The organism is Streptosporangium sp. NBC_01469 (assembly GCF_036227305.1).
Classification (GTDB): domain Bacteria; phylum Actinomycetota; class Actinomycetes; order Streptosporangiales; family Streptosporangiaceae; genus Streptosporangium.
The window spans coordinates 8,574,210-8,589,902 of the sequence record NZ_CP109465.1 but is presented as its reverse complement, the minus strand read 5'-3'; the positions used below and the strand labels follow the sequence as shown (position 1 = coordinate 8,589,902).

At 70.7% G+C, this 15,693-nt stretch carries 14 protein-coding genes; 8 read left to right on the top strand and 6 right to left on the bottom strand.

Annotated features, from left to right (window positions below):
- Positions 1-360: 360 nt before the first annotated feature.
- Genes OG587_RS37360 through OG587_RS37350 form a run of 3 tightly spaced genes read right to left on the bottom strand, consistent with a single transcriptional unit; the run spans position 361 to position 3,571 of the window.
- Positions 361-1,296, bottom strand: coding sequence for a carbohydrate ABC transporter permease (locus OG587_RS37360; protein WP_329083515.1), 936 nt, complete (start codon positions 1,294-1,296; stop codon positions 361-363).
- Positions 1,297-1,298: 2 nt separating this feature from the next.
- A complete protein-coding gene (locus OG587_RS37355; RefSeq protein ID WP_329083514.1) occupies positions 1,299-2,222 on the bottom strand; it encodes a carbohydrate ABC transporter permease in 924 nt (307 codons plus the stop codon).
- Positions 2,219-3,571 (bottom strand): extracellular solute-binding protein, encoded by a 1,353-nt coding sequence (locus tag OG587_RS37350; protein WP_329083513.1) that lies wholly within the window; start codon positions 3,569-3,571, stop codon positions 2,219-2,221. The genes OG587_RS37355 and OG587_RS37350 overlap by 4 nt, the downstream gene beginning before the upstream one ends.
- 351 nt (positions 3,572-3,922) lie before the next feature.
- On the opposite strand from OG587_RS37350, the gene OG587_RS37345 reads away from it, so the two are divergent.
- Positions 3,923-6,379, top strand: coding sequence for a glycoside hydrolase family 3 N-terminal domain-containing protein (locus OG587_RS37345; protein ID WP_329083512.1), 2,457 nt, complete (start codon positions 3,923-3,925; stop codon positions 6,377-6,379).
- Positions 6,363-7,421: a LacI family DNA-binding transcriptional regulator gene (locus OG587_RS37340; protein ID WP_329083511.1), complete on the top strand. Its 1,059-nt coding sequence runs from the start codon at positions 6,363-6,365 to the stop codon at positions 7,419-7,421. The genes OG587_RS37345 and OG587_RS37340 overlap by 17 nt, the downstream gene beginning before the upstream one ends.
- Before the next feature lie 105 nt (positions 7,422-7,526).
- On the opposite strand, the gene OG587_RS37335 is transcribed toward OG587_RS37340, so the two are convergent.
- The 3 genes from OG587_RS37335 to OG587_RS37325 all read right to left on the bottom strand — a co-directional run bounded on the left by OG587_RS37335 (position 7,527) and on the right by OG587_RS37325 (position 10,614).
- A complete protein-coding gene (locus tag OG587_RS37335; protein WP_329083509.1) occupies positions 7,527-8,669 on the bottom strand; it encodes a N(5)-(carboxyethyl)ornithine synthase in 1,143 nt (380 codons plus the stop codon).
- Between the two features lie 90 nt (positions 8,670-8,759).
- The gene (locus OG587_RS37330; RefSeq protein ID WP_329083508.1) at positions 8,760-9,323 is read right to left on the bottom strand and encodes a DUF4142 domain-containing protein; all 564 of its coding nucleotides are present in this window, start codon (positions 9,321-9,323) and stop codon (positions 8,760-8,762) included.
- Between the two features lie 148 nt (positions 9,324-9,471).
- Positions 9,472-10,614, bottom strand: a complete 1,143-nt coding sequence (locus OG587_RS37325; protein WP_329083507.1) for an ROK family protein — start codon at positions 10,612-10,614, stop codon at positions 9,472-9,474.
- Between the two features lie 105 nt (positions 10,615-10,719).
- On the opposite strand from OG587_RS37325, the gene OG587_RS37320 reads away from it, so the two are divergent.
- From OG587_RS37320 to OG587_RS37295, 6 genes are all read left to right on the top strand, one after another.
- Positions 10,720-11,448 carry an amino acid ABC transporter ATP-binding protein gene (locus tag OG587_RS37320; protein ID WP_329083506.1) on the top strand — a complete coding sequence of 243 codons (729 nt, stop codon included), beginning with the start codon at positions 10,720-10,722 and terminating at the stop codon, positions 11,446-11,448.
- Positions 11,449-11,479: 31 nt separating this feature from the next.
- Positions 11,480-12,400 carry a glutamate ABC transporter substrate-binding protein gene (locus OG587_RS37315; RefSeq protein WP_329083505.1) on the top strand — a complete coding sequence of 307 codons (921 nt, stop codon included), beginning with the start codon at positions 11,480-11,482 and terminating at the stop codon, positions 12,398-12,400.
- A complete protein-coding gene (locus OG587_RS37310; RefSeq protein ID WP_329083504.1) occupies positions 12,400-13,044 on the top strand; it encodes an amino acid ABC transporter permease in 645 nt (214 codons plus the stop codon). Before OG587_RS37315 ends, OG587_RS37310 begins: the two co-directional genes overlap by 1 nt.
- A 115-nt stretch (positions 13,045-13,159) precedes the next feature.
- Positions 13,160-13,987: an amino acid ABC transporter permease gene (locus OG587_RS37305; protein WP_329083503.1), complete on the top strand. Its 828-nt coding sequence runs from the start codon at positions 13,160-13,162 to the stop codon at positions 13,985-13,987.
- The gene (locus OG587_RS37300; protein WP_329083502.1) at positions 13,980-14,930 is read left to right on the top strand and encodes an asparaginase; all 951 of its coding nucleotides are present in this window, start codon (positions 13,980-13,982) and stop codon (positions 14,928-14,930) included. Before OG587_RS37305 ends, OG587_RS37300 begins: the two co-directional genes overlap by 8 nt.
- Positions 14,927-15,673, top strand: a complete 747-nt coding sequence (locus OG587_RS37295) for a copper homeostasis protein CutC (protein WP_329083501.1) — start codon at positions 14,927-14,929, stop codon at positions 15,671-15,673. Before OG587_RS37300 ends, OG587_RS37295 begins: the two co-directional genes overlap by 4 nt.
- Positions 15,674-15,693 lie beyond the last annotated feature (20 nt).

The following is a 15,693-nucleotide window of genomic DNA, read 5'->3' as shown; positions in this document are numbered from 1 at the left end:
ATCGTGGACTGGATACGACGGGAAGTCTCGTGTCGTTGTTCGATGCCGTCAAAGACAGAAACAGTCGGTTTCATGCTGAAACGGCATACGCGGACGTCCCCGGAGCCTGGAGAGCGTTCGTCGGTGTGAGCGGGCGGGAAGTCGATTCCGGGGAGGCCATGTGATCATCACATCGCGATCGTTCGGCGAGCCCGTCGCCTTCACTCGGCACCCTCCGGGCCGATCTCGAGGCGGCGGGCCTGACCACGGAGGTGCGCCGGGTGCCCTACGAGTTCCAGCGTGGCGCCGACCGGCTGCCGGCGGTCGGAAAACGGCCGGGGCCGTTCGGCGCCACCTCCCGGAGTGATCGGCCGGGCACGGTCACTTGCTGAAACCGGCCGTCAGGCCGCTGAGCAGCTGGCGGCGGCCGATCACGTACAGGACCAGGATTGGCAGCGTGGTCAGCACGACCGAGGCGAGCACGGCCGGCACGTTCACGCTGTACTGCCCCTGGAAGGTCCACAACGCGAGCGGCAGCGTGCGCTTGTCGGGGCTCTGGGTGAGGATCAGCGGCAGCAGGAACCCGTTCCAGATCGTCAGCGCGTTGTAGATCGTCACCGTCACCACGGCGGGCATGGTGAGCGGCAGGGCCAGGCGCCAGAGTGTCGCCAGCTCGCCCGCGCCGTCCAGCCGCATCGATTCGAACAGCTCCTTGGGCACGTCACGGATGAAGTTGGTCAGGACCAGCACCGACAGCGGGATCGAGAAGGCGATCGACGGGAGGATCAGCCCCGTCAGCGAGTCGTAGAGCTGCAACCGGATGATGATCAGGTAGACGGGGATGATGGTCGCCTGCAACGGGATGGCCAGGCCCATGAGAAAGAGCGCGTTCACCCCGCGAAGGAAGCGGAAGGAACCGCTGCCCCGGACGATCGCGTACGCCGCCATGAACGCGACCGCGACCGCCGGGACGACCGCGCCGACGGTCACGATGAGGCTGTTGAGGAAGTACAGCGGGAAGTCGGACTCGACGACCAGCCGGTAGTTGTCGAGGGTCGGTTCGGCCGGCGGCGCCAGCGGGTTGGTGGCGTAGTAGCTGCTCTGCGCCTTGAAGCTGGTGATGACGATCCAGTAGATCGGCACGATCACGATCGCCAGCCACAGCCAGCCCGCGGCCCCGCCCAGCCAGTTGCGGCGCTCGCCGAGCGCCCGAGTCTGGTGTTCGCCCGCCCGCGGCCGGCGTCGGCGGCGGTGCCCGCGCCGTTCCGATTCGAGCGTCTCGGTCCGCTCGGGCCTCGTCGTCTGGGTCACGCCCATGGTCAGACCCCTTCCATCTGGCTGGCATTGGCGTCGCGTCCGCCGAGCCGGCGCAGGAGCAACGCCAGGGCGAGGCCCACGAGGACGAGGATGACGGCGATGGCGCTGGCCGGTCCCATGAGGTTGGCCTGGAACCCGCGCTTGTACATGTCCAGGGCGAGCACCCGGGTGGCGTCGCCGGGACCGCCCGCGGTGAGCACGAAGATCAGGTCGAAGAAGGTCAGGGACCCGACGACCATCAGGGTGGAGGACGTGATGATCGTGTACTTGAGCTGCGGCAGCGTGATGCTGAAGAACTTGCGGACCCGGCCCGCGCCGTCTATTTCCGCGGCCTCGTACATGGAGCGCGGGATCTGCCGCACGCCGCCCTGGTAGATCAGCGAGTGGAAGGGGATGAACTGCCACGACACCACGAAGATCACGACGCTGAAGGCGAGGACGGGCTCGCCGAGCCAGTCCTGGACGAGCAGATCGATGCCCAGCCCGGCACCGAGCCCGAAGTTCGGGTCGAGCAGCGCCTTGTAGGCGATCGCGATGGCGGCCGAGCTCAGCAGCAGCGGGATGAAGTACAGCACCGCCAGCAGCGAGCGGTAGCGCTGCCGCCCGGCCAGGAACACCCCGATCAGGATGCTGGCCGGTGTCTGGACCGCCCAGGAGGCGACCATCACCAGCAGCGTCACCCACAGCGCGTGCAGGAGGCCGGGGTCGGCGAACACGGCCCGCCAGCTCGTGAACCCGGACATCTGGATCTCGCCGAGCCCGTCCCAGGACGTGAAGCTGAGGAACAGGACCCCGACCAGCGGAATCACCCCGAAGGCGACGAAGATCACCAGGGCCGGTACGGCCAGCCACGGCAGGACGCCGCCCCGGGCCCTTCGCGCGGCCGGCGGCGTCCCTCTCCGAGCGGAGGTGGCGAGCGCGTTCAACTGCCGATGACCGCGTTCATGTTGGACACGAACTGCTGCGGCGTGATCGACAGCTGGAACAGCTTGGCGATGTTGTCCAGCAGCACCTCGGCCGCGGTGGGGCTGAGCGCCTGGTCCCAGGACTGGGCGAAGGACTTGGCGTTGCTGGCGATGCCGTAGACGAACTTCAGGAACTCCGCGTCCTTGGAGGCCGCGAACGCGCTGTCGGCGCCGTTGACGATCGGCACCGCGCCCGTGCCCGCCCACTCCTTGACGTCCTCGTCGTTGAGCACGGCGGTGGCGAAGAACTTCTTGGCGATCTCCTTCTGCTCGGGGGTCGCCTTGGAGGAGATCGACAGGTACTGGCCGGGGTTGCCGACGGTGTTGCTGGGGTCGCCCTTGCCGCCCTCGACCGGCGGGAAGTTCATGTAGCCGAGGTGGCCGCCGGAGACGAAGTCGCCGCCGTCGGTCGACATGCCGCCGTACGTCCAGCCGCCGTGCAGCATCATCGCGGCCTTGCCGGTGTACAGCAGGGCCTGGTCGGCGTTGGAGTCGGCCGTGATCGAGGAGAAGCCCTTGATGAACCCGTCCGCCTTGACGAGGTCCTGCAGTTTGGTCAGGGCGTCGAGGGCGGCGGGGTGGGACCAGGCGTCCTTCTTGGCGTCGAACACGGCCTGGAACACCTCGGGGCCGCCGATGCGGTCGAAGAGGAACTCCAGCCACATCATGTTCGTCCAGCGGGACTGGCCGCCGAGGGAGAACGGGGCGATGCCGGCGGCGTTGAACTTGGGGACCAGGGCCATGATGTCGCCCCACGACTCCGGCGGCTCCACACCGACCTGCTCGAAGATCTTCTTGTTGTAGTACAGGACGATGGGCTGCATGGTCTCGGCGGGCATCGCGTAGATCTTGCCGTCGATCGTGGCCGCCCCGAAGGAGGAGGCGAACAGCCGGTCCTTCACGGCGGGGTTCTGCTCGAACCACGGGGTGAGGTCCTCCACCTGGCCGGCCTGCACGTACGTGCGCAGAGTCCCGCCGCCCCAGCCCCAGATGATGGTGGGCGCCTGGCCCGCCCCGATCGCGGTCTTGATCTTTGTCTTGTACGCGTCGTTCTGCATGGCCGTGAAGGCGATCTGCCCGCCGGGGTTGGCCTTGTTGAACCGCTCCACGGCCCGGGTGCGCACGCCCTCCTGCGGCTGGACCGACAGGAACCAGTAGCTGGCCTTACTCGCGGCGTTCCCGCTTCCGCCTGTCGCGCCCCCGCCCGCAGGGGTGGGGCCGGACGTGCCGCAGGCCGCCAGCGCGGCCCCGAGGGGAATGCCCATGGAGAGGGTGAGGAAGGTGCGGCGAGATGGTGTCGTTGACTCCACGCTGATCTCCGTATGTCGTATGCCGGGGCTGGGTGCGACTCCGTGTGAAACATCAGTGGCGGTGGGTCGGTCGTGGATCGGCACCTCCGATGCCAGGCATCCGCTTTCTTGAGCCCGGCATGTCGAAACATTTCCGAAACAGACCGCGTGGTTCGTCAATTTAGATTTCAGTCAGTTGCCTGTCAAGAGGTGATCTAATGTCGGCACGAGCTTGATATGCGAGGTATGTGAGGTACTCTCATCTGGACTTTCCTGGCCATCTAACGCATGCCAGGACATTGAGTGGAGCTGCCGCAACACGCCGAAAAGTTTCGGGTAGTTGCCGGAACAGGTTTTTCTTGAGGAGAGCAGATGACGGCGTTAGATGGGACCTCCGCGGTGGGCCGGATCCTCCGTCCGTGGCAGGACCCGGCACTTCCCGTGGCCGACCGGGTCGACGCCCTCCTTGAGGAGATGACCCTCGAGGAGAAGGTCGGCCAGCTCGGCAGCCGCTGGCTCGGCAACGACATGCGGGCCGACCAGGGCGGGGAGCCCGAGGAGGAGGCCGAGGGCACGGCGAACGTGGCCCCGATGCAGGACGTCTTCGCGGCCTCGGGGAGGGTGCCCCTGGAGGAGGCGGTCCGCCACGGGCTCGGCCACCTGACGCGGGTGTTCGGCAGTGCTCCGGTGACCGCGGTGGAGGGCGCCGCGGAGGTGGTGCGGCTGCAGTCCGAGGTGGTGAAGCACTCCCGGCTCGGCATCCCCGCGCTGGTCCACGAGGAGTGCCTGACCGGTTTCACCACCTACGGTGCGACCGTCTACCCGGCGGCCATCGCCTGGGGCGCGACGTTCGACCCGGACCTGGTGGAGCGGATGGCGGCCGCCATCGGGCGGGACATGCGCGCGGTGGGCGTCCACCAGGGCCTGTCGCCGGTGCTGGACGTGGTGCGCGACTACCGCTGGGGCCGGGTCGAGGAGACCATGGGCGAGGATCCGTACCTCGTCGCGATGCTCGGCGCGGCCTACGTGCGCGGCCTGGAGGGCGCCGGGATCATCGCCACGCTCAAGCACTTCGCCGGTTACTCCGCCTCCCGGGCGGCCCGCAACCACGGCCCGGTGCCGATGGGCCGGCGCGAGCTGATGGACATGATCCTGCCGGCGTTCGAGACCGCCATCGTCGAGGGCGGCGCGCGTTCGGTGATGAACTCCTACTCCGACGTGGACGGTGTTCCCGCCGCGGCCGACTCCTGGCTGCTGACCGACCTGCTGCGCGACGAGTGGGGGTTCACCGGGACGGTGGTGTCGGACTACTGGGCGATCCCGTTCCTCGCGACGATGCACCAGGTCGCCGCGGACACCGACGAGGCCGGGGTGCAGGCGCTGACCGCGGGCGTCGACGTCGAGCTGCCCGACACGCTCGGCTTCGGCCGGCACCTCGTCGAGCGGGTGCGGCGGGGCGAGCTGCCGGAGCCCCTGGTCGACCGGGCCGCCCGGCGCCTGCTCACCCAGAAGGTGCAGCTCGGGCTGCTGGACCCGGACTGGACGCCGGAGAAGTCGGTGGCCGGGGCACCGGTCGTGGACTTCGACTCGCCGGCCAACCGGGCACTCGCCAGGGAGCTGGCCGAACGGTCGATCGTGCTGCTCGACGCGGGCACCGCGCTGCCGTTGCTCGGCGAGGGGCGTCCGGAGCCGCGCCGGGTGGCCGTGGTCGGCCCCGGTGCCGACGACCCGCGCACGTTCATGGGCTGCTACGCCTTCCCCAACCACGTGCTGCCCCGTCATCCGGGGCTCGGGCTCGGCGTGGCCGCGCCCAGCCTGCTCGACGCGCTGCGGGCCGAGCTGCCCGACGCCGAGCTGGTTCACGAGCCGGGCTGCGAGGTGCGGGGCGACGACCGCTCCGGCTTCGCCGCCGCGCTCCGGGCGGCCCGCGAGTCCGACGTGTGCGTGGCCGTCGTCGGCGACCTGGCGGGGATGTTCGGGCTGGGCACGTCGGGCGAGGGATGCGACGCCGAGGACCTGCGGCTGCCCGGCGTGCAGGAGGACCTGCTGGCCGAGCTGGCCGCCACCGGCACGCCGGTCGTGGTGGTCGTCGTCTCGGGCCGCCCGTACGCGCTGGGCGGCGTGTCCGGGACGGCCGCCGCGCTCGTCCAGGCCTTCATGCCCGGTGAGGAGGGCGGGGCGGCCATCGCCGGGGTCCTGTCCGGCCGGGTGCAGCCCAGCGGGAAGCTGCCGGTGCAGATCCCGCGCGGCCCGGGAGGGCAGCCGGGCACCTACCTGCAGCCGCCGCTGGGTTCCAACAGCCACGGCATCAGCAACCTCGACCCGACCCCGCTGTTCCCGTTCGGGCACGGCACCTCGTACACCACCTTCGCGATCGACTCCTTGAGGATCAGCGACGCCGAGGTGCCCACCGACGGCGAGTTCACCGTGTCGGTGCGCGTGCGCAACACCGGGGGCCGGGCGGGTGAGGAGGTCGTCCAGCTCTTCCTGCATGACGTGGTCGCCCAGGTCACCCGGCCGGTGCGGCAGCTCACCGGGTTCGCCCGGGTCCGGCTGGAGCCCGGCGCGAGCGCCCTGGCGACCTTCACCGTGCCCGCCGACCGGACCGCGTTCACCGGGCGTGACCTGCGGCGCGTCGTCGAACCCGGGGACCTCGAGGTGTTCGTGGGCGCGTCGGTGTCCGACCTGCCCTGCCGGGGCCGCGTACGATTGACCGGCCCGCCGCGCCACGTCGGCCCGGACCGGCGACTGGTCACCCGGGTGGACGTGCGACCGGCACCGGGCTCTTCCGCCACACACCAGGGAGGAACGGATGCCGGCCAGTCCTAGACGGACCACGCTGGCCACGGTCGCGGCCTCGGCGGGCGTGTCGGTCGCGACCGTGTCGAAGGTGCTCAACGGCCGGGGCGACGTCTCCCCGGTGACCCGCTCCCTCGTGGAGTCGCTGCTGGAGCAGCACGACTACGTCGCGTTGCCGCAGCGCCGCCGGGGCGACCGGGGCGACCGGGGCGACACCGCCGTGCCGGCCACGATCGAGGTGGAACTCGACGCCGACCTCAACCCGTACTCGACCGAGATCGTCCAGGGCGCGGTGCGGGCCGGGGCCGAGACCGACGCGGCGATCGTGGTGAGCATCCGGACGAACGCCGACCGCACCGGAGGCTGGGCGCGCGGCCTGGCCACGGCCGGACGGCGGGCCGTGATCGCCATCACCAGCGAGCTGACCGCCGGGCAGCTCGCCGCCCTGTCCCGCGCGCGGGTGCCGCTGGTCGTGATCGACCCGCTGAACCTGCCGCAGACCAGGGGGGTCATCAGCGTCGGCTCGACGAACTTCGCCGGGGGCCTGGCCGCGACGCAGCACCTGCTCGCGCTCGGGCACCGGCGCATCGCCTACCTCGGCGGCCCGGTCACCGCCGCCTGCAACCAGGCCAGGCTGCACGGCTACCGCGCCGCCATGGAGGCCGCGGGCGCCCCGGTTCCCCCGGGTCACGTACGGGCGGGGCACTTCCACTACCAGGAGGGGGTGACGGGCGGCGCGGCCCTGCTCGACCTGCCCGAGCCGCCCACGGCCGTCTTCACCGGCTGCGACGACATCGCGCTCGGCGTGCTGGAGGCGGCCAGGGCGCGTGGGGTGCGCGTACCCGAGGACCTCAGCATCGTCGGCTTCGACGACACCCAGGTCGCCCGGATGGCCTCGCCCCCGCTGACCACCGTACGGCAGCCGCTGCGGGAGATGGGCGGCGTCGCCGTGCGCACGGCCCTGCGCCTGGCGGCGGGCGAGCGGGTCGACTCCCACCACGTCGAACTCGCCACCGAGCTGGTGGTGCGCGGCTCCACCGCCCCGCTCGGGGGTCCCTCCGGCCGCGGCTGACCCGTCCCGCCGGCGTGGCCGTGCGGCCGGGGGCGGCTCGCACGGGCCGGCGGGGAGCGGGCGAGGCCGTTCGGCTCCGGCGGACGGCCTTTCGCCCGGTTCCCGCTAGTTGCGCGCGTACGGGTAGTCCGGGGAGCGGTGCTGGAAGGACAGGATGGCGGGGTTCTGGACGACGCCGTCGCGGATCTCGACGGCCCGTCGGATGGTGTCGTCCGCGTCCCATGCCGCCCGGCCGTCGAGCACCGTCCGCAGGTGGGGCAGCAGGGCCTCGCTGATCTCCCAGGTCGCCGAGTCCCACAGGTAGGACGGGCTGTGGTCGACGCCGTAGTAGCGGACGTTGTCGCCCACCTCGAACATCGGGTCCGTGAACGACGTGGGCCGCGCCCAGCTGAAGCCCATCCCCTCGTCGCAGGACACGTCGACGACCAGGGTGCCGGGCGCGAAGGCGGCCAGGTCCTCGTCGTTGGCGAACATCAGCGGGGCGTCGGTGTCCTGCAGCACGCAGTTGACGACGATGTCGTGGTCGGCGATGAAGGCCGCCAGCGGTATCCGCCCGTTCTCGGTGAGCGCGTAACTGCGGTTGGGATCGTCGGCCTCGTGCTCGAAGCGCACGATGCGCGCCGAGTGGATCGGCGAGGCGACCGCGGTGACGTCACGGAAGGTGAGGAGGTCGATGTCGTTCACGCCGTGCGCGTTGAGCGCCGTCACCGCGCCGCGCCCCGTCGCCCCGAAGCTGATGACGACCGCCCGCAGCCTCCGGCCGTAGACGCCCGTCGTCCCGATGAGCTCCAGGGCGTGCAGGACCGAGCAGTAGCCGGCCAGCTCGTTGTTCTTGTGGAAGACGTGCAGGTTGAACGCGCCCTCGCTGGTCCAGTGGTTCATCGCCTCGAAGGCGATCAACGTCAGCCGCCGGTCGATCGCGAGCTGCGTGACCCTCTCGTCCTGGACGCAGTGCGGCCAGCCCCAGACGACCTGCCCGTCACGCAGTTCTTCGAGATCTTCGGCCAGCGGTTTGGGAAGCAGGATGACGTCGCACTCGGCGATGAGCCGCTCCCGGGGGAGCAGTCCGGCGACGTACGGCGTCAGCTGCTTGTCGGAGACGCCGAAGTGCTCGCCGTAGCCGCGTTCGAGGTAGACGCGTCCCCGGAGATCGGGGTCGATCCGCTCCAGGTGCAGCGGGTGGATCGCCAGCCGGTGCTCGTTCTCCTTGCGTGATCGTGACACGACGCCGAGGCTGAGCTGATCCATGGGGGCTCCCTTTGATTGGCCCCCTGTCTAGCACAGCCCCTGCCCTGGGCAGGCACTTCGGCACCCCGTACCGGGCCCGGGAGGGCTGTCTCAGCTCTCGGAAGGGGCGGGCGTGGGAGTCTCCTCGGCGTGGAGGAGCAGGTCCACGTGCTCCTGCACGATGGGCCTGGCGTCGGTGGCGAGCTTCTTCACCTCGGGGGAGGAGCCGCTCTTGATCTCCTTATCGATGGCGGTGAGGGTCTCGCGGTGGCCTTCGAGCTCCTCGCTGATCCAGGCCTTGTCGAAGTCCGCGCCGCTCAGCGTCGTCAGTTTGTCGAGCTGCTCGCGCTGCGCGGCGGTGGGCTGGTCGGGGAGTTTGACGCCGAGCCGGTCGGCCACCTGCCGTACGGCCTGGTCCAGGTTCGTGTGGTCGACGACGAACCTCTCTCCCAGGTCGCGGACGGTCTGGGCGCTCTCCCGCCCCTCGGGCTCGGCGGTCTTCGCCTCGGCGGCCTTGCCCCCCTCGATCTCGGCCAGGTTGGCCTGGTGCGCCTGGACGAGGAAGTCCTTGTCCTGCTGGCTGACGGTCTGCGGGGTGGGCGAGACGGCAGCGCCGGCCGTGCCGCCCGTCACGGTCACGGCGACGGCCAGCAGGATGATCATCTTTCGAACCATCGGATCCTCCGTCGATCAGTCCACGGTCGGAACTACCACCTCCTTCTCATATGCACGCATCTATGGAGATATAGCGCCATAAGCGGTAGATCATGACAAAAGGACACGTGTGGTGGCGCCGGGAGTCGCCCGGCCCGCCCGCCGTTCCTCAGCCGAGGACGGCGTCCAGCAGGAGGGAGCCCGCGCCGAGCAGGGCGGCGTCGGGGCCGCCCCGGGTGACGGCGATCTCCAGGTCGCGGGTGGCCAGGGGCAGGCAGCGCTCGTAGACGGCGGCCCGGATGGAGGAGATCAGCGGCTCGGCGGTGGAGAGGCTGCCGCCGACGACGATGGCGTCCGGATTGAGGAAGTTGACCAGGACGGTGAGCACCTCGCCGATGAGGCGGCCCGCGTTCCTGACCAGGGCGGTGGCCTCGGGCACGCCGTCCTCGACCAGCGCGACGACGTCGGCGGGGCGCCGCGTCGCGATGCCGAGCCCGGACAGGGCGTCCATGAGCGCGGCGCCGCTCGCGTAGGCCTCCAGGCAGTCGGGATGGCCGCACGAGCACATCGTGGAGGAGTCGGTCCTGACCCGGACGTGGCTGATGTCGCCGGCCGCGCCCCTGCCCCGGTGCAGGCGGCCGTCGACGATCACGCCGCACCCTATGCCGCTGCCGGCCTTGAGCACCATGAGGTTGTCGAACCCCGGCCACGAGCGGGCCTCGCCGACGGCCAGGAGGTTGGCGTCGTTCTCGACGAGCACCGGCAGGTCGTAGCGCGCGCCGAGATGCTCGACGACGGGGAAGTTGTTCCAGCCGGGCATTCGCGAGGGGGAGACCACCCGGCCGCTGGCGGGGTCGACGGGGCCGGGTATGCCGGTGCCGACGCCGCGCAGCGGGACGCCGGGCGGGCCGTGGGCCAGCAGCAGCTCGTCGAACGATGCGGCCATCCAGTCGAGGGTCGCCTCGGGGCCGAGCGCTATGTCGCAGGCGCGCTCCTCGACGACGAGGGGAACACCGCTGAGGTCGAGCAGGCCGAGGCGGGCGTGGTGCGCACCGAGGTCGGCCACCGCGAGCAGGCCGGCGGTCGGGCTGACCCGCAGCCGCCGGGGTCGCCGCCCGCCGCTGGAGGTGCCCGAGCCCTCCTCGACGAGGAGCCCGGTGTCGATCAGCTCCTCGACACGCAGGGAGACGCTCGACGCCGCCAGGCCGGAGATGCGGGCCAGCTGCGCGCGCGACTCGGCGTGGCCGGTGGCGACGAGACGCAGCAGATCGCCCTGCGCTCCCCGTACCGGCAGCCGCTCTTTGCCTGACATGAACTAGAGGAATACCACGTCTGTACTTACTACGGCAACGTGTTGACTTCCATGAGAATCATCCATTACCTTCCGCTCTATCTTCGATTTCGAAGGAAGATGGCAATGATTCAGGTCAAAGGGCTGAACAAATGGTTCGGCGATCATCACGTACTGCGCGACATCGATCTTGATGTGGCGCGGGGCGAGGTCGTCGTGGTGGTCGGCCCCTCGGGTTCCGGCAAGTCCACGCTGTGCCGCTGCCTCAACAGGCTGGAGACCGCCGGCTCCGGGGACATCCTCGTCGACGGTGTGCCCGCCCCCGTGGAGGGGCGGGAACTGGCCCGGCTCCGGGCCGACGTCGGCATGGTGTTCCAGTCGTTCAACCTGTTCCAGCACAAGACCGTGCTGGAGAACATCGTGCTCGCGCCGATGAAGGTCCGGGGCGACGGTCGCGCCGAGGCCGAGGCGTCGGCGCGAAAACTGCTGGAGCGCGTCGGCATCGCCGAGCAGGCGGGCAAGCTGCCCGCGCAACTGTCCGGCGGGCAGCAGCAGCGGGCCGCCATCGCCCGCGCGCTGGCCATGCGACCCAAGGTGATGCTCTTCGACGAGCCCACCTCGGCGCTCGACCCGGAAATGGTCGGCGAGGTGCTGGACGTGATGGTCCGGCTCGCCGCCGACGGCATGACCATGGTCGTCGTCACCCACGAGATGGGCTTCGCCCGCAGGGCCGCCGACCGCGTGGTCTTCATGGACGCCGGCCAGATCGTCGAGACCGGCGAGCCCGGCGCCTTCTTCGAGGCTCCCCAGACCGACCGTGCCAGGGACTTCCTGGCCAAAGTTCTCACTCACTGATCGAAAACGATCGAAAAGGATGGTGGGCCCGATGGTGTCCATGAAGCGGCTGGCCGCTGTCGCCGCTGTGTCCATGCTCGGCCTCTCGGCCTGTGCCGGTACGGATTCGGCGAGCCCGGCCGTACCGGGCGAGGCCAACAAGGGGAGCGACCTGATCGCCTCGGCGCCGGTCGCGGCCGCCGCGGACATCCTGCCCGGCTCCACGATGGAGAAGATCAAGCAGCGCGGCGAGCTGATCGTCGGCGGGTCGCTCGACGCCCCGCTGCTGTCGCAGCAGAACCCGACGACCGGCGAGGTCGAGGGGTTCGACGCGGACATGGGCAAGGCGCTCGCCAAGTACATCATCGGCGAGCCCAAGGTGAAGATCGTCAACTCGGCCTCGGAGACCCGCGAGGCGCTGCTCTCCAACGGCACCGTGGACGTCGTCTTCCAGACCTACACGATCACCCCGGAGCGGGCCGAGCAGGTCGCCTTCGCCGGCCCGTACTACTCCTCCGGGCTGAGCCTCGCGGTCAGGAAGGGCACCGCGGGCATCACCAGGCCCGAGGACCTGAACGGCAAGACCGTCATCGCCGGAGCCAACACCCCGGCCATCCCGGCGATCAAGAAGCTCGCCCCGCAGGCCAAGATCGTGACCTTCGGCAGCGACCCCGAGTGCATGCAGGCCCTCAAGCAGGAACGCGGCGACGCCTACGTCCAGGACGAGACGCTCCTGGTCGCCAACGCGCAGAAGGACCCCTCGGTCCAGGTCGTCGGCAGCCCGTTCACCGAGGACCCGTACGGCATCGGCCTCAAGCACGGTGACGACCAGTTCAAGAAGTTCGTCAACGACTGGCTGAAGAAGATCCAGGCCGACGGCCTCTGGCAGAAGACCTGGAAGAACTCCCTCGGCACGGTCGTGCAGGGCGAGGCTCCCACCCCGCCGCAGATCGGATCGGTGCCGGGGTCCTGATGTCCGCCCTCCTGGACCACCTGCCCGAGTTGTGGCAGGGACTGGTCGTGACCCTCCAGCTGACCGCGGCGTCCTTCGCCGGCGCCGCGGTCATGGGGCTCGTGATCACCGCCATGCGGGTCAGCCCGGTCGGCGTCCTGCGCGGGATCGGCACGGCCTACGTGGAGACCTTCCAGAACCTGCCGCTGCTGGTGCTGCTGGTGCTCGCCGTCTTCGGCCTGCCGGAGATCGGGCTCAAGGCCGACCTGCTGGTGACGGCCATGATCGTCATAGCGCTCTACGAGGCCGCCTACATCGCCGAGGCACTGCGCTCCGGCGTCAACGCAGTCTCCGCCGGACAGGGCGAGGCGGCCCGCGCGCTCGGGCTGACCTTCGGCCAGTCCCTGCGCCACGTGGTCCTGCCGCAGGCGCTGCGCACGGTGATCCAGCCGGTCGGCAACATCTTCATCGCGCTGACGATGAACACCTCGCTCGCCGCCGCGGTCGGCGTGGTCGACCTGACCGCCGCGGCCAACCGGGTGAACCTCGCGGAGGCGCAGCCCATCCCGATCTTCGTCGGGGCGGGCCTGGCCTACGCGCTGATCGCCGCCTGTGCCGGGTTCGTCACCGGGCGGCTCGAACGACGGCTGGTGGTGGTCCGGTGAGCGTCCCGCCTCCCGACAGAGGTGACCTGCCCCCGGGCAGGACAGCCGGTGTCCCGGTTTCGGTTCCGAGTGGAACGGCCGGTGTCCCGATTCCCGGCGGAACGGTGGTGGTCCGGTGAGCAACCTCCTCTTCGACCAGCCGGGGCCGCGTGCCCGCCGCAGGACAAGGATCGCGACCGCGGTGGGGGCGGTCGCGGTCCTCGTCCTGCTGGCGCTGGCGGTCCGCCAGTTCGCCGCCAACGGCCAGCTCGACGCCGACCGCTGGTCGCCGTACGCGACCTGGCCGATGTGGCGCTACCTGCTGAACGGCCTGTGGGCCACCGCGCTCGCCGCCGTCGTCTCGGCCGCGCTCGCGATGGCGGCCGGGCTCGCCCTCGCCCTCGGGCGGCTGTCGCGGCACAGGTGGATACGCGTACCCGCCGCCACGTACGTGGAGGTCGTGCGGACCATCCCGGCGCTGCTGCTGGTCTACGTCGTGCTGTTCGCGCTGCCCCGCTACGGGCTCGACCTGCCGCTGTTCTGGAAACTCGTGGTGCCGCTGGCGATCTCGAACGCCGCGGCGTTCGCGGAGATCTTCCGCGCCGGAGTCCTGTCCGTGGAACGCGGCCAGGGCGAGGCCGGTCTCGCGGTCGGGCTCACCCAGGGCCAGACCATGCGCCTGATCGTGCTGCCGCAGGCGGCCCGGCGGGTGCTGCCCTCGATCGTGAGCCAGTCGGTCGGCCTGCTGAAGGACACCTCGCTGGGCTTCGTGGTCAGCTACGCCGAACTGCTCTACAGCGGCAAGGTCCTGGCGACCTTCAACGGCCTGCTCATCCAGACCTACATCATCGTCGCGCTGATCTACCTGGTGGTCAACGCGTCGCTGTCCAAACTCGCCCGTACCCTCGACGCCCGCGACACCCCGGGGGCCCGTCGGCTCAGAAGGAGACCCGCCCGTGCCTGAACTCGTCCCGCTCGCGGAGGTGGTGCGCTCCGGATTCGTGGAGAGCGTGCACTTCGGCAGCGCCGTCGCCCTGGCGCCCGACGGCACCGTGGCCGTCGCCAGGGGAGCGGTCGACGCGCCGGTGCTGCCGCGCTCCTCGGCCAAGCCGTTCCAGGCGCTGGCCTGCCTGCTGTCCGGGGCGGACCTGCACGGTCCCGGCCTGGCGATCGCCGCGGGCAGCCACACCGGCCAGGACTTCCACGTGCGGCTGGTCGCCGACATGCTCGCCGGGGCCGGGCTCGGCTTCGAGGACCTCCGCTGCCCCGCGGACTGGCCGGAGGACGAGGCCACCCGGCACATGCTGATTCGGGCGGGCCTGACGGCCTCGCGCGAGCGGATGAACTGCTCGGGCAAGCACGCCGCGATGCTCGCCGCGTCCGCCGCCTCCGGCTGGGAGACCGCCTCCTACCTGGATGCCGGCCACCCCCTGCAACTGCGGGTGCGCGCCGTGACCGAGGAACTGTCAGGGGAGAAGGCGGCCCACGTCGCGATCGACGGGTGCGGCGCCCCGCTGTTCGGGCTGTCACTGACCGGGCTGGCGCGGGCCGTACGGGCCCTGGTCGTCGCCGAGCCCGGCACCCCGCCGCGGGCGGTCGCCGACGCGATGCGCGAGCACCCCGAGTACGTCGGCGGGACCGGGCACGTGAACACCTCGCTGATGCGGGCGCTGCCGGGGGCGGTGGCCAAGGGCGGCGCCGAGGGGGTCCTCGTCGTCGCGCTCGCCACCGGGCACGCGGCGGCCGTCAAGGTCATCGACGGGAGCCCGCGGGCCACGAGCGCGATCGCGCTCGCCGCGCTCAGGGCGGCCGGAGGGGACGTCACGCCGGCCGCGGGCTTCGCGAGCGTTCCGGTGCTGGGCGGGGGCCTACCAGTCGGTGAAATCCATGCTTTGGAGGAAAAATGAGTCTTAGATATGAGATCTGCATTGACAGCACCGCGGGCGCGCTCGCGGCCGAGCAGGCCGGGGCACACCGCGTCGAGCTGTGCTCGGCCCTCTTCGAAGGGGGCCTGACCCCGACCCTCGGCACCGTCGAGGCGACCCTCGCGGAGATCTCGACGATCCGGGTCCACGTGATCATCCGTCCCCGGGGCGGCGACTTCATCTACGACGAGTACGAGGTCGCGGCCATGGAGCGCGACGTGGCGACGATCAGGGACGCGGGCGCGCATGGCGTGGTGATCGGGGTGCTGACGCCGTCGGGCGAGGTGGACGTCGAGGTGGCCAAGCGCCTCATCGGCGCGGCCGGGGGCCTCTCGGTCACCTTCCACCGGGCCTTCGACATGACCGCCGACCCGTTCGCCGCCCTGGACACCCTCGTCTCCCTGGGCGTCGACCGGGTCCTCACCTCCGGCCAGGACGTCACCGCCCTGGAGGGCGCGCCGCTGATCGCCTCCCTGGTCGAGCGGGCGGGCGACGACCTGATCATCATGCCCGGCGGGGGCATCACGCCCCGCAACGTGCACCGCGTGGTCGAGGCGACCGGAGCCTCCGAGATCCACTTCGCCGCCCTGGTCGACGCGCCCAGCCTCGCCGTCCACCGCAACCCCCACCCGTTCATGGGCGGGGAACTGCGCCAGCCCGAGTACAGCCGTCTGATCACCTCCCCGCGTCTGGTCTCCGAGGTGATCGCTGCCTCGGGCGCCTGACCTCCGAGCCGTCTCGGGCG

Bases quoted from the DNA above. Each gene is read 5' to 3' on its own strand.
- OG587_RS37345 (WP_329083512.1), top strand. From the start codon at position 3,923: ATGACGGCGTTAGATGGGACCTCCGCGGTGGGCCGGATCCTCCGTCCG.
- OG587_RS37295 (WP_329083501.1), top strand. From the start codon at position 14,927: ATGAGTCTTAGATATGAGATCTGCATTGACAGCACCGCGGGCGCGCTC.
- OG587_RS37320 (WP_329083506.1), top strand. From the start codon at position 10,720: ATGATTCAGGTCAAAGGGCTGAACAAATGGTTCGGCGATCATCACGTA.
- OG587_RS37335 (WP_329083509.1), bottom strand. From the start codon at position 8,669: ATGGATCAGCTCAGCCTCGGCGTCGTGTCACGATCACGCAAGGAGAAC.
- OG587_RS37330 (WP_329083508.1), bottom strand. From the start codon at position 9,323: ATGGTTCGAAAGATGATCATCCTGCTGGCCGTCGCCGTGACCGTGACG.
- OG587_RS37340 (WP_329083511.1), top strand. From the start codon at position 6,363: ATGCCGGCCAGTCCTAGACGGACCACGCTGGCCACGGTCGCGGCCTCG.
- OG587_RS37325 (WP_329083507.1), bottom strand. From the start codon at position 10,614: ATGTCAGGCAAAGAGCGGCTGCCGGTACGGGGAGCGCAGGGCGATCTG.
- OG587_RS37360 (WP_329083515.1), bottom strand. From the start codon at position 1,296: ATGGGCGTGACCCAGACGACGAGGCCCGAGCGGACCGAGACGCTCGAA.
- OG587_RS37310 (WP_329083504.1), top strand. From the start codon at position 12,400: ATGTCCGCCCTCCTGGACCACCTGCCCGAGTTGTGGCAGGGACTGGTC.
- OG587_RS37315 (WP_329083505.1), top strand. From the start codon at position 11,480: ATGGTGTCCATGAAGCGGCTGGCCGCTGTCGCCGCTGTGTCCATGCTC.